Source organism: Paenarthrobacter sp. NPDC091711 (assembly GCF_044756605.1).
GTDB lineage: Bacteria > Actinomycetota > Actinomycetes > Actinomycetales > Micrococcaceae > Arthrobacter.
This window is the reverse complement of sequence record NZ_JBIVTF010000004.1, coordinates 358,846-371,964: the sequence shown is the minus strand read 5'-3', so window position 1 is coordinate 371,964 and position 13,119 is coordinate 358,846. Positions and strand designations below refer to the sequence as shown.

General features: G+C 63.4%; 6 protein-coding genes. 1 reads left to right on the top strand and 5 read right to left on the bottom strand.

What is annotated here, in order from left to right:
• Nucleotides 1-15 precede the first annotated feature (15 nt).
• Nucleotides 16-3,594: a chromosome segregation protein SMC gene (gene smc / locus ACIQH5_RS09575; protein ID WP_400402507.1), complete on the bottom strand. Its 3,579-nt coding sequence runs from the start codon at nucleotides 3,592-3,594 to the stop codon at nucleotides 16-18.
• A 350-nt stretch (nucleotides 3,595-3,944) separates the two neighbouring features.
• On the opposite strand from smc, the gene ACIQH5_RS09570 reads away from it, so the two are divergent.
• The gene (locus ACIQH5_RS09570; protein WP_400402428.1) at nucleotides 3,945-8,861 is read left to right on the top strand and encodes a DUF4082 domain-containing protein; all 4,917 of its coding nucleotides are present in this window, start codon (nucleotides 3,945-3,947) and stop codon (nucleotides 8,859-8,861) included.
• A 16-nt stretch (nucleotides 8,862-8,877) separates the two neighbouring features.
• Here ACIQH5_RS09570 and ACIQH5_RS09565 read toward each other — a convergent pair whose 3' ends face one another.
• From ACIQH5_RS09565 to mutM, 4 genes are all read right to left on the bottom strand, one after another.
• Nucleotides 8,878-9,906 (bottom strand): TolB family protein, encoded by a 1,029-nt coding sequence (locus tag ACIQH5_RS09565; RefSeq protein WP_400402426.1) that lies wholly within the window; start codon nucleotides 9,904-9,906, stop codon nucleotides 8,878-8,880.
• Complete coding sequence (locus ACIQH5_RS09560; protein WP_400402505.1) at nucleotides 9,903-11,144, bottom strand: MFS transporter; 1,242 nt, start codon at nucleotides 11,142-11,144, stop codon at nucleotides 9,903-9,905. Before ACIQH5_RS09560 ends, ACIQH5_RS09565 begins: the two co-directional genes overlap by 4 nt.
• Before the next feature lie 80 nt (nucleotides 11,145-11,224).
• Complete coding sequence (locus ACIQH5_RS09555) at nucleotides 11,225-11,965, bottom strand: hypothetical protein (protein ID WP_400402424.1); 741 nt, start codon at nucleotides 11,963-11,965, stop codon at nucleotides 11,225-11,227.
• A 180-nt stretch (nucleotides 11,966-12,145) separates the two neighbouring features.
• Nucleotides 12,146-13,117 carry a bifunctional DNA-formamidopyrimidine glycosylase/DNA-(apurinic or apyrimidinic site) lyase gene (gene mutM, locus ACIQH5_RS09550; protein WP_400402422.1) on the bottom strand — a complete coding sequence of 324 codons (972 nt, stop codon included), beginning with the start codon at nucleotides 13,115-13,117 and terminating at the stop codon, nucleotides 12,146-12,148.
• Between the last annotated feature and the right edge of the window lie 2 nt (nucleotides 13,118-13,119).

Here is a 13,119-nt window from a genome sequence, read left to right as displayed (position 1 = left end):
TACCTTCTCATAAAGCTACGCCCCGGCACCGAGCCTCTGGCTGATGACGGTTGAGACGCCGTCGCCCCTCATCGTCACTCCGTAAAGGGCATCTGCCACTTCCATGGTGCGCTTCTGGTGGGTAATCACAATCAACTGGCTGGACTCACGCAGTTCCTCAAAGATGGTGATGAGCCGGCCCAAGTTGGTATCGTCCAACGCCGCCTCCACTTCGTCCATGACATAGAAGGGCGAGGGACGTGCTTTGAAGATGGCCACCAACAGCGCCACTGCAGTGAGCGAGCGCTCCCCGCCGGACAGCAGCGAAAGCCTCTTGATTTTCTTGCCCGCTGGCCGTGCCTCCACTTCAATCCCGGTATTGAGCATGTCGTCAGGGTCCGTGAGAACCAACCTGCCTTCACCGCCGGGAAAGAGCCTGGCAAAGACGTGGTCGAATTGGGCTGACGTGTCAGCAAAGGCCTCGGTGAAAACCTGCTGGACACGGTTGTCCACCTCTTTGATGATGTCCAATAGGTCCTTACGGCTGGACTTGAGGTCCTCAAGCTGCGAGCTCAGGAACTGGTGCCGTTCTTCCAGGGCGGCAAACTCTTCCAAAGCAAGCGGGTTCACTTTGCCCAGAGCGGCAAGCTCGCGCTCGGCCTTCTTCAGCCTCTTCTCCTGCTCTGCCCGGACGAACGGAATCCCCTCAATGATGGCGTCGCCGTTTTCATCAACGGGCGCCCGGAGTTCAGCCCACTTATCTGTGGTGGTTCCAGGGGGCAGGGGAACTGGTTGATCGGGGCCATAATCGGCAATGAGTTGTTCAGCTGAGAGTCCCAGCTCGTCAATGGTCCGAGATTCCAAGGCCTCGATGCGTAGCCGCTGCTGCGTCCGCGCCATCTCATCCCGGTGCACCGAGTCTGTCAGTTCGGCAAGCTCCCGCGCCAAGGCGTCGTTGCCGGAGCGGACCTCGGCCAGTTCTTTCTCCAGCTGCTCCCGCTTCTGTTCGGCGAGGTCACGATCATAGCCGGCCAGTTCCACTGAAACGTCGATGAACCTGAGTGCCTGCTCCACTGCTGAAGCGACCGCCGCCGCGCGCTGCCCCTGCGCGCGTCGGCGTTGCGCGCGTCGGGCGGCCTCTTCACGGGCCCGGCGTTCTGTAGCTGCTGCCCGCTCAAGGGATGCCGCCCTGTTGCTGATGGCGCCCAGCTGCTCCTCGGACGTCCGGAGGGCAAGCCGGGCCTCGGTTTCCAGGGCCCGGGCAATCCTGGCTTGGGCAGCAAGTTCGTCCCGCTGATCCGTGGACGGTTCCTCGTCCGGTGCTTCCTGGGCGGCGGCGAGGCGTTCCGCGGCGACTTCAAGGTCAAGCTGGGCTTCTGCGATGTTGGCTTCAGCCTTGGACATGGACGCAGCGAGCCTTTCACTTTCGCCAACGGCGCTGCGAAGAACGGAGTTGAGATGACCGAGTCGCTCAGCTACGGCGGCAAGGCGGGCATCCGATTCATGCAGGCGTTCCAACGCGGCGTCTGCGCGATCCTGTGCCTCGGCACGGCGAGCTTGAGCCCCCGCCAGGGAGAAGCGTCCACGTTCCAAACGGGCCGTGACCTCCTGGAGCCGGGTAACGGCGTCGTCCACTGCCGCCTGAACTTCCAGCAGCGACGGCGCGCTGGCCGAGCCACCGGTGACTGTCAGGGAGGTGAGGACGTCACCTTCGCGGGTAACGGCCCTGACGTCGGGCTGTTCGGCGAGGAGCGCTGCCGCAGCCTCCACATCATCAACGACGGCGGTACGGGCCAGGAGCCCCAGCGCGCCCTGGGCAGCTGGATCAGTAATCCCGACAACGTCGGCCGCCCAACGACTACCTGCGGGCAGCGCGGGGTTCGCACCAAGGTCCTCTCGTGCGGCGGCGCTTCCGGCAAGAAGCAGTGCTGCCCGCCCGGCGTCGTCATCCTTCAGGCGGCGGATTGCTGCCAGGGCGCTTTCGGTATCGGCAACCACCAGCGCGTCCGAGGCGCTCCCCAAGGCGGCAGCCACGGCAGCCTCGTATCCCGGCTCAATGGTCACCAAGGCAGCCAAAGGTCCGAGGACGCCTTCGGCCGTCAAGAGACTCCCCGACCCGTCCTTGCGGTTGAGCCCAAGTTGAAGGGCATCGCGTCGAGCCACCAGGGCGTCCCGCTCACGGACAGCTTCCCGTTCAGAGGCCTTCAGCTCCTCGATTTCCCTGATGACTGCATCCAGGACGTCGTTGGCATTCTCGTACTCGGCGTCGAGGCTTTCTTCGCCGTCTTCGACGCCGGCCACTTGTGACTCCAGTGCAGTGAACTCGCTCTGGGCCTTGCGACGCCGATCATCACCGGCAGCCAACGATTCCCTGAGGCGACCACGTTCGGCCTCGGCAGCTTCAGCCCGGGATCTGGCCGCGGCCACCTGGCCCGCCAATTTGGCCAGCCCTTCCCTCCGGTCGGCGGCAGCCCGCAACATTGCGGTGAGGCGCTTGTCCTCCGCAGCGGCGAGCGCCTCGGCCGAGTCCTTCGCGACCGTTGCCTCCAGGAGAGCCGCCTGCTTGGCGAGGATGTCGTATTCAAGGGAGGCCTGTTCCTCACGAACCCGGGCAGCCTGGCGCTCGAGGTGTTCGGGGTCCCGTCCGGTATCCGGTGTGGCTTCCGCGGAACCCAGAAGCCTCCTGCGTTCGGTGGCCAGGGATCCGAGTGAGCGGAGCCGTTCCCGGGTTGCTGAAAGCTGGTACCAATCCTCGCGTGCGGCGTTGAGTCGCGGGGTTGCTTCGGCGGCCTGATGCTCCAGTGCAGCTTGGCGTCGCCTCCCCGTGCCAAGCCCTGCCTCAACCACTAGGCGGCGCTCTTTGAGGGCAGCTTCGTCAGCAACGTCCTTTTCAAGCGTGGTTGTCAGGTGAACGAGGTCGTCCGCCAGGAGCCGGGCGCGGGCATCCCGGACGTCGAACTGGACTGTTTGGGCGCGGCGGGCTATTTCCGCCTGCTTGCCTAACGGAGTCAGTTGCCGCCGTATCTCGGCCGTGAGGTCTCCGAGCCGCGCGAGGTTTGCCTGCATCGCTTCGAGCTTGCGGACAGTCTTTTCCTTGCGGCGGCGGTGTTTGAGGATTCCCGCCGCTTCTTCGATAAAGCCGCGGCGGTCCTCGGGCGTCGCATGGAGCACGCGGTCCAGTTGGCCCTGTCCCACAATGACGTGCATTTCCCGGCCCAAGCCGGAATCGGAGAGGAGTTCCTGGATGTCCAAGAGCCTGCAGGGTGCGCCGTTGATGGCGTATTCGGACCCGCCCGTGCGGAAGAGGGTCCTGGAGATGGTCACTTCGCTGTACTCGATGGGGAGCGCGTTGTCTGCGTTGTCGATGGTCAAGGCAACATGTGCCCTGCCCAGGGGTGGCCTGCCCGAGGTACCTGCGAAGATAACGTCTTCCATCTTGCCGCCGCGGAGGGTTTTGGCACCCTGTTCTCCCATGACCCAGGCCAGGGCATCCACGACGTTGGACTTGCCCGATCCGTTGGGGCCGACGACGGCGGTGACGCCGGGCTCAAAGTCGAAGGTCGTGGCCGACGCAAACGACTTAAATCCTCGGACAGTCAAACTTTTCAGGTGCAAGGCGCTTCGGTTCTCCTGGATGGCCCGGGTGTCTGTATCCACTAAATCTACTGCGGTTTGCGCGAAATCTGCGGATCTGAAAGCGGAAGCCCTTGCGGGCGGCATGCCGCACCCCTACACTCCTGCCAAGGGTTACTTGGCGGATTCGTTCCTGTGGTCCGGCTTCGGCTTGAACTTGTGTTCGGTCATTGCCGGGTCCGGTCCCGATCTTGGGAACGTCCATCCGCGCCAACCCTAGAGTTTCACAACTGAAGATCTTGGTTTGACCCTGGCTGGGGAGCGGCAAGCAGGGGTTGCGCTTAATTGCGCGGCCCTGTCTTAGCAATCGGCGTACCACTCCAGGAGTTCTCATGCCCGGTCCTTCAGCTACCCAACCGCAGCGGGTCTTCAAAGGCTTCCTTGTGCCTTTGGTGCTTGCCATGGTGGCGGCCCTGCTGCCCCTCTCAGCACCGGCAGCAGTTGCGGCAGGGCCGTGTGATCCTGTGGTGAACCTTGTGGCGTGCGAGAACTCCAAGGCCGGAAGTCCGCCCTCCGAGTGGGACATCAGCGGCGCCGGTGATGACAGCATCCAGGGCTTCTCTACCGAGATCAGTGTGAACGCGGGGCAAGCTATCCGCTTCAAGGTGGATACGAGCGCACCCAGCTACACCATCGCGATTTACCGCACGGGCTGGTACGGCGGCCTGGGCGCACGCAAAATCGCCGATGTGACGCCGTCGGTCCTCCGGCAGAATCAGCCCGCGTGCCGTAGTGACCTCACGACGGAACTGTATGACTGCGGCACCTGGGCAGTGTCCGCAACATGGCAGGTACCGGCTACCGCCGTCTCAGGGGTCTATGTCGCATTACTGAAGCGCCCCGATACCGGCGCGAAGAGCCACATCACGTTCATTGTCCGCAACGACGGCAACCGTTCCGCCGTGGTGTTCCAAACCGCGGACCAGACCTGGCAGGCCTACAACACCTATGGCGGCTCCGACTTCTATCAGGGTGCAGCCAACGGCAGGTCCTACAAAGTCAGTTACAACCGTCCCATGGCAACGCGTGGCGGGCCGGGAGGCAGGGACTTCTACTTCTCCAACGAGTACCCCATGGTGCGCTTCCTGGAGCAGAACGGATACGACGTCAGCTATATCAGCGGCCTTGATGCGAACAGCAATGGCGCCGAGCTGCTGAACCACAAAGTATTTCTGTCCGTAGGCCACGACGAATACTGGTCAGGTCCGCAGCGGGCCAACGTCACCGCTGCCCGGGACGCCGGCGTTAACCTGCAGTTCCTCTCCGGCAACGAAATGTATTGGCGCACCCGTTTTGAGCCTTCCACGGTGGACGGCGCAGCAAACCGTACCCTGACGTGCTACAAGGAAACCTGGGCGCATGCCAAGATCGACCCCAGCGCGCAATGGACAGGGACATGGCGGGATCCGCGCTTCGCTTCACAGGCCAATGGGGGCGGTCTGCCGGAGAACGGACTGACCGGGACCCTCTACATGTCCAACCACTCAGACCTTCCGGTGACGGTGAACGCCGAAGAAGGAAAAACCAGGCTATGGCGGAATACCTCCCTGGCCTCCTTGCCAGCTGGTTCATCAGCTGCCCTTGCACCGCACACTGTGGGCTATGAATCCAATGAAGATCTGGATAACGGCTTCCGGCCCGCCGGCCTGGTCCGGCTCTCCACAACTGTGGGAAATGTTCCGGAATACCTCCAGGACTATGGCAACACGGTGGCCCCGGGAAGCACCACGCATAACGTGACGCTATACCGGGCAGCAAGCGGCGCCCTGGTCTTTTCTGCCGGCAGTGTCCAGTGGACCTGGGGCTTGGACCAAGAGCACGACGGCGATGGCGCGCCGGCCGATGTCCGCATGAGGCAGGCGCAGGTCAACCTTCTTGCAGATATGGGTGCCCAACCTGCCACACGGGCCGCCGGCCTGGTCGCCGCGGCACCCAGCACCGATACCACCAAACCCACCACAACCATCTCTGCCCCGGCCAACGGCGCCACGGTACCGCACGGAAACAGCGTCACCGTGACGGGAACTGCCGCTGACGTTGGCGGCGTAGTGGCCGGCGTGGAGGTTTCAACCGATGGTGGCACCACCTGGCACCCGGCCCAAGGCAAGCAGAACTGGACCTACACGTACATCCAAAAGGGCCTCGCCACAGCAACAATCCAGGCCCGGGCCATCGACGACAGCGCCAACATCGGAACAGCCACCGTCAGGAACCTGACCCTTAGCGGTCCCTACAGCGTCTTCGGCCAGGCAGTTCCCACTGTTAAGGATTCCGGGGACGGAGGCGCCTACGAGATGGGCCTGAGGTTTACGCCTTCCACTGATGGATTCATCACAGGCGTCCGGTTCTACAAGAGCGCAGCCAACACCGGAACACACACCGGGTCCTTGTGGAGCTCCACAGGCGAGCGCCTGGCCACGGTCACCTTCACGAACGAGACGGCGTCGGGGTGGCAGACCGCACTCTTCACCCAAGCTGTGCCTGTAGCGGCCGGACAAAAGTACACCGTCTCCTACTGGGCACCGAACGGCCACTACTCCACCAAGGACTATCAGTGGGCGAGCTTCGGATCCACCGACGCCCCGCTGAAGGTGGCCGGTGGCTTCGGGGCCGAACCGGCCGGCGTCTACGGAACATCCCAAGGCTTCCCCACCACGAGTTACAACGGCGGTAACTACTTCGCCGACGCCCTGTTCAGCACGGTGGACAGCTCGCCGATGACCGTATCAGGCCATACACCGATTCCTTCGTCCTCGAGCGTTTCCGTCAATACCAAGGTGAGCGCAGTCTTCTCCAAGCCCGTCACCGCGGCCAGTGTCCAACTGACCCTGCAGTCGCCTTCCGGGCCGGTGGCAGGCACCACGGCGTACGACGCTGCCACGCGGCGGGCGACCTTCACGCCGTCGAACGCCCTTGCCTTCAGTACTCAATTCACAGCCACTTTGTCCGGCACGGATTCGATCGGTGGGCCGGTCACAGCTGGAGGGACGTGGACCTTCACCACGGCGGCAACGCTGCCCGTTCCGGGTGCCTGCCCCTGCAGCCTCTTTGATGACTCGGTCACTCCCGGTATCGCCGAACTGCGGGAAGGGGTGCCCTTGACGCTCGGCGTCAGGTTCTCCAGCGTCTCTGCCGGTGAAGTGCTGGGCATCCGCTTCTACAAGTCGGCAGGCAATACGGGCACCCACAATGGCGCGCTCTACTCAGCCACGGGCCAGCAACTGGCAACAGTCGCTTTCACGAATGAAAGCGCCTCCGGCTGGCAAACGGCAATGTTCAGCCAACCGGTGCAGATGGCTGCGAACACGGACTACATCGTGTCCTACAAGTCGCTGACCGGAACGTATTCGGCCACGTCCAACGGATTTGGTTCCGGTATGAGCGTGGGTCCGCTCCGGGCTGCTTCTGATGCCGGCGCCTACACATATAGCGGTGATTTCGCCTCCGCACGCTCCACCACCAGCTACCTGGTGGACGTAGTGGTCAACGTTCCCAACGCGCCGTTCACTGTCGGCTCACACTCGCCGCTGCCCAACGCGTCCAGTGTCCCCCTGAGTTCTGCGGTCAGTGCAGTGCTTTCCGAGGCAGCAGTCGCTTCCAGCGTCACACTGGGGCTCAAAGTCACCGGCGGAGCTGCAGTGGCAGGATCCACCACCTACGACCAAGCCACCCGCAAGGTCACATTCACCCCCGCTGCCCCGCTGGCCGCAGGGACTTCGTACACGGCAACAGTTACTGCAACCGCTGTGTCAGGGCAGCCGATGTCAAGCGGTGGCACCTGGACTTTCACCACCGTTCCAGCTCCGCGGACGCCCGGGGTCTGCCCCTGCACGCTCTTCCAGGACACAGTGACTCCAACCACTCCGGATGCGAACGATGGCGTGCCGTTGTCCCTGGGAGTCCGGTTTGCCAGTGACACCGCCGGGCAAGTCACCGGGGTGCGGTTCTACAAGGCGGCCGGCAACACCGGAACCCACACCGGCTCGCTCTACACAACCACCGGGCAGCTGCTGGCTACGGTTACCTTCGCCAATGAATCCAGCACCGGCTGGCAAACGGCTACGTTCAGCCAGCCCGTGAGCATTGAGGCGGATACGGAGTACGTGGTGGCCTACAAGTCTCCCACCGGCAAATACTCCTACAGCGCCGGTGGATTTGGTGCCGGCCTCACGAGTGGTCCGCTGCGTGCGGCCCCGGATTCCGGAGCCTTCGCCTACAACAGCGACTTCCCCAATGCTTCCTCCACAGCCAACTACCTGGTGGATCTGGTGTTCACGGTGACCACACCACCGCTGACTATTTCGGAGCAGGTTCCGGCGCCAGGTGCCACCGGCATACCGGCGGACGTCAAGCCGTCCATTACCTTCTCATCAGCCATACGGACAGGCGCTTCGTTCACCCTGACGGCCAACGGCAGCCCGGTTGCCGGGACGGCGGCCCTTTCCGCCGATAGCCGGAGCGTGACGTTCACTCCCACGGCGGCGCTGCCTGCCAGCACCGTGATTTCCGCAAGCGTGACAAACGTTGTGTCCCAGCAAGGGCAGGATTTCCCCACCACGGCCTGGCAATTCACCACTGCGGCGCCAGCGGTGCAACTATCCACGATCTTTGGATCGCTGGTTCCACAAGTTGCCGCGAACTCTGACTTCCTGTCAGTGGAACTGGGCACCGCCTTCACGGTGTCCCAAGCCGGAAATGTGACCGGCATCCGCTTCTACAAGGGGGCAGGCAACACGGGAACCCACGTAGGGTCGCTCTGGAACTCCGCCGGCACCCGCCTGGCGCAAGTGACCTTCACCAACGAGACAGCCACAGGGTGGCAAACCGCCACCTTGGCAACACCCGTGGCACTGGTCACCGGCCAAACCTACGTGGTGTCCTACAGGGCACCGAACGGCCGATACTCCTCGACGGCGGGCTTCTTCAACCAGACCTGGAACAGCGGGGTCTTCACCGCCACCGGCCCCAACAACGGTCGGTACCGGTACGGCTCGGGAGGCGTGATGCCCACGAGCTCCTGGAACGCTACGAACTACTTTGTTGACGTGGTGTACTCCACCACGGCTCCGGCCCAGCAGCAAGCTGCGCCGACGGCCACAGCAACTCCAACGGCCACACCCACCGCCACCGCGACACCAACAGGGACGGCCGCACCGAGTCCCAGTCCAACGCCGACGGCGACGCCCAGTCCGTCACCGAGTCCCACCCAGTCCGGCGGATTGCTCTGCGGCTTGTTGAGGGTCTGCTGACGCTATTGGGGTGCCATCAGCGAACGACGCTGGGCGACCACGCATGGGCGATGAACAGGCTGGGTTGGGAACCGGGTTCGGTTCCCAACTTCCAGATGTTGCTGTCTCCGTCGGTGGATTCGTCAGCTAAGCCATAGAGAAGGTTTTGGTTATCCAGCCATTCGATCTGGTCATCAACGCTGCGCTTCTCTGCCAGGACGGTTTCCTGTCCCGTAGCGAGGTCCAGCACAGCGACGTTCCAATGAACTGCCAGCGCGCCGCCGTCGTTCTTCTTGTACGCAATCCGTTGACCGTCCGGCGAGATGGACGGACACTCCACATTGTCGTGAATGGCGGTCAGGGTCTTTGCGGACAAACTGCCCCGGACCAGCCAGATGCGTCCCGAGGAAGCGGCCGTGGCGTAGAAAACATCACTCTGGCCGGGCGCGAACGTCACACCCCAGATGTTCCTGTCCGTGGCAAGAAGCCGCTCGCCGTTTACCATCAAGGCAAAGTCCTCCAGATTGCCGGAGGTGCCGTCCGGGAGGCTGATCTCGGTGGCCGTGGAAAAGCCGGACGTGGCGTACGAGTGGCCCGAGACGAATACCGTGGTGGCAATCATGGATCCGTCGGCGCTGACGCGGGTCCTGCTGGGTATCCCAGGAACCGGCCAGGCCCGTTCCCGGTTCCAGTTGCGGTCCAGGACCGCAGCTTCAAACGCTGTCACCAGGCCCCTGTTGGTTTTTAAGCACACTACTTTCTCCGGCGTTCCGTAAACGCGATCGCACTCCTGCCCGCTCACGGCCCGGGATCCGCCGGGAGCCGACAACGGGACGGTGGCGGCGTTTCCGTAGCCCTGGCCCGACGCCGTGTTCCGGAAGAGGACGAATGAGCCGGCCGGAAGCGGCTGGCTCGCTGTGACGCCCACGGACGACGCCGCATTTCTGCTCTCTTCGAATCGCTGGTACGCCCCCACCGCGTAAATACCCGCCGCCACCAACACCAGGGCCGTGACGGCCAGAAGGGCACCCCACCGCAGCTTGGTTCCAGCGAGCGCACCGCTCATGCGTCATTACCCGGGTCATTGGGGTCACTTACGTCCAGTGCCGGGGCAACCCGGGCGCCTCGAAGTATGAACGCGACAGCCACAACAGCACAGGCAAGCAATCCACCCGCCACCACCATGGCCGTTGGTGCACCAACTGCGTACCAGAGGACACCGAAACCTGCCGATGCGATCATCCTGGTCAGGGCGACGACCGTCTGTGCCGAAGCGATGCCCGTGGCAAGTTTCCCCGGCGGTGTCAGTTGGCTGGCCAAGGCGGCCAGGACGCCGTCAGTGGCTGCGTAAAACGCTCCCAGAAGGACCAAGCAGCCGATGGTCGCCCAAAGGCCTCCGAACGGCGCCGCTGCGAGGAGGTAGGTTGCCAGCAGGGCAAGGTGGCCACCCACGAACACGGGAATTTTCCCCACCCGGTCCGCGAGCCGGCCCAGTGGAATGGCGAACGCCAGGAACACCACATTGGTGCCTACGAACAACAGGGGAAACCACTGGACAGCGAAAGAGTCCCGTGCTTGGAGTACCAGGTAGATGAAGCCGTCGCCAATGGTCACCAAGCCCAAGAGTCCCGCGGCAATCAGCAGCTTGCCAAGCCCAGGCTCCTTCAGGTGGCTCCAGGAAAAAGCGAAGAGCCGCCTGCCCTCTCGGCCCTCCACGCCCTGGAGGCCGCGTGCCTTAATGTCCGGCACCACCAAGGCGAGGACGGCGACACCAATGACCGCGAAGGCCAGGGACACCACAAACACCGTGCTGAAACCGTTGGGAATCATCAACAACACGAAGAAGGCAATCAACGGCCCGGCTGCAGCGCCGATGTTGTCCAGCATCCTGTGCACGCCAAAAGAGCGGGCCAGATGTTCAGGCTGCGCAGACACCGAGATGAGGGCGTCCCGCGGAGCCGTGCGGATGCCTTTGCCGATTCTGTCGCCGGTGACTATCGCCGTGATGGCCCAAAACCCGCCGGCAAAGAGGAAACCTATCCTGGCGAGCATGGATAAGCCGTAACCAGCCAAAGCTATCCGTTTGGGGTGACCGCTGCGGTCGGCAGCCCAGCCGGCAGCGATCCTGACGATCGCGCTGGCCCCTTGATTGATGCCGTCGATGAAACCGAAAGCGATGGTGGAGAGCCCCAGGAAACCAGTCACATATAAGGGCAGGATCGCCGTGACCGACTCAGAGGAAACATCGGTCACCATACTCACAATGCCCAACCACAGAATGACCGGAGACAAACGGAACGGCACTTCGCTCGATAGTGCCGTTCGTGTTCCCTCCGGCTTGTCCCGTTTCCCGCGGTCCGAGAGTGAAATGTACATCGCTGCCCCTAGTCCGCCGCCGTGCGCAGACTGCCCAAAAGCTGGAATCGTGAGTTACCCGTACCTGTAGTCGACACCGATACCGTCACCGTATCTGCGCCTCGCACGAACCGTTCGGCCATCGCTCCGTCCGCAGCTGGCGCCGCCTCGGACCAGAATCCATGGGCCACCAAGGACTGGCGGAAGGAGGCCAGGACCTCGGCTTGCGGCTTGGCAATGATGCCATCTGCGGCGACCTGGAGGACATTACCGGACGTCGAGACTGACGTGGAACCGATTGTTGTACCTTCGGGCAACGTCAGGACCCCGCCCGGCCACCCGTCCACCACTTCACCGGACGCGCTGTCCGGCTGAGGCAAAGTGCCGGTAATCAGTGGCGCAGGCGCGGAGGGTTCGGGCAAACCGGTGGGCGTTGCCGTTACGGGCGGCAGGACCTCCAGGGGTTTCGCCGCGGATCCGCCGTCACCGCTGCTGCCTTCGGCGCTGTTTCCACTGCCGCTGCCTTCGGCGCCCGACGTCGGGTTGCCGGTTGCCGTGCTTCCGGTTGCCGCGCTCCCGGACGGGGGATTGCCGCCCGGGGTCGCTCCCCCTGTAGCGGTGACGTTGGAGCCTGGGGTCGGAGCGGATGTTGATGTGCTTTGGGCGGCAGAGGGCCCCGGCCTCCCAGCCATCTGGTCCAGGATGATGGCGACGGCGGCGATCAGCACAGCGAGGCAAATGCCTGCAAGTACCAGCCGCCGCGCCATCATGGCGTATCCGAAGTGGTTGAGTTGACGGGTGGTTGCCAGGCCGTTTCAGGAAAGACGACGGGTAGAACTGACGCCACCCGCAGTGTGGTGGCGTTGACGTGTGCGATGGCGATTCGGAACGCCAAGCTGTTCATGGGGACAGTCTGCCATTGCCACCCCGATTCCGGAACAGTTTTGGACCTACCAACGTCCATTCCGCGGCCGCGGTTGGCACACCGGGCAGGTATAGGAGGAACGGTTCATGAACTGTTCCCGTTTGATGATGCTCCGCAGGCCTATCGCCTCGCAGCGTCCGCACAGTTCACCAGCACGTCCGTAGGCATTCAGAGACCGGGCAAAGTAGCCGGAATCGCCATTGACGTTCACGTAAAGGGAGTCGAAACTTGTGCCCCCGGCGTCAAGGGCGGCGTTCATGACATCCCGCGCAGCCTCCACCAGCCGCTCCGCGTCCGCCCTGCGAAGTGTGTCCGTTGCCCTGGCGTAGTGGAGCCGGGCACGCCACAGGGCTTCGTCCGCATAAATGTTGCCGATGCCGGAGACTACCGATTGATCCAGAAGCGCACGCTTAAGGCCCGTCTTGCGGCCTTTGACTTTCCGATAGAAAGCGTCGAACGAGAAAAAGGGGTCCAGCGGATCCCTGGCAATGTGGGAGGCTTCCTCGGCGATCTCCGGCAGGGGTGTCTCGCCCAGGCCGCCAGGGCCGCCGTCGACTGTTGGCACCAGGGACGTCACGAACAGGCCGCCGAAGATTCTCTGGTCAACGAACCGCAGTTGTTCGGGCATATCGGCAACGGTACTGAGCCTGATTCTGACTTTGAGGTGCTTTTCATCAGCAACCTCCGGGTCCTGCATCAGGAGCTGGCCGCTCATTCCCAGATGCGCCATGAGCGCCACCTTCGGGAGGTCTCCCGGGTTGATTCCGGGGTCAACATCCGGCGAGCCCGGCATGGCAAGGGGCATCCAGAGGAACTTCCCCCGGCGCACAACGTCGAGCACGGTGGCGTCTACAAGATTGCCGATGAAGTCCTCTGTACCCAGGGTGTGCCGGCGGATGGACCGTGGATCCAGGACGTCGACGCCGGTGATGGTGCGTCCACGAACCCAACGGGCCAGGCCGCGGCGGACCACCTCTACTTCGGGAAGTTCAGGCATAG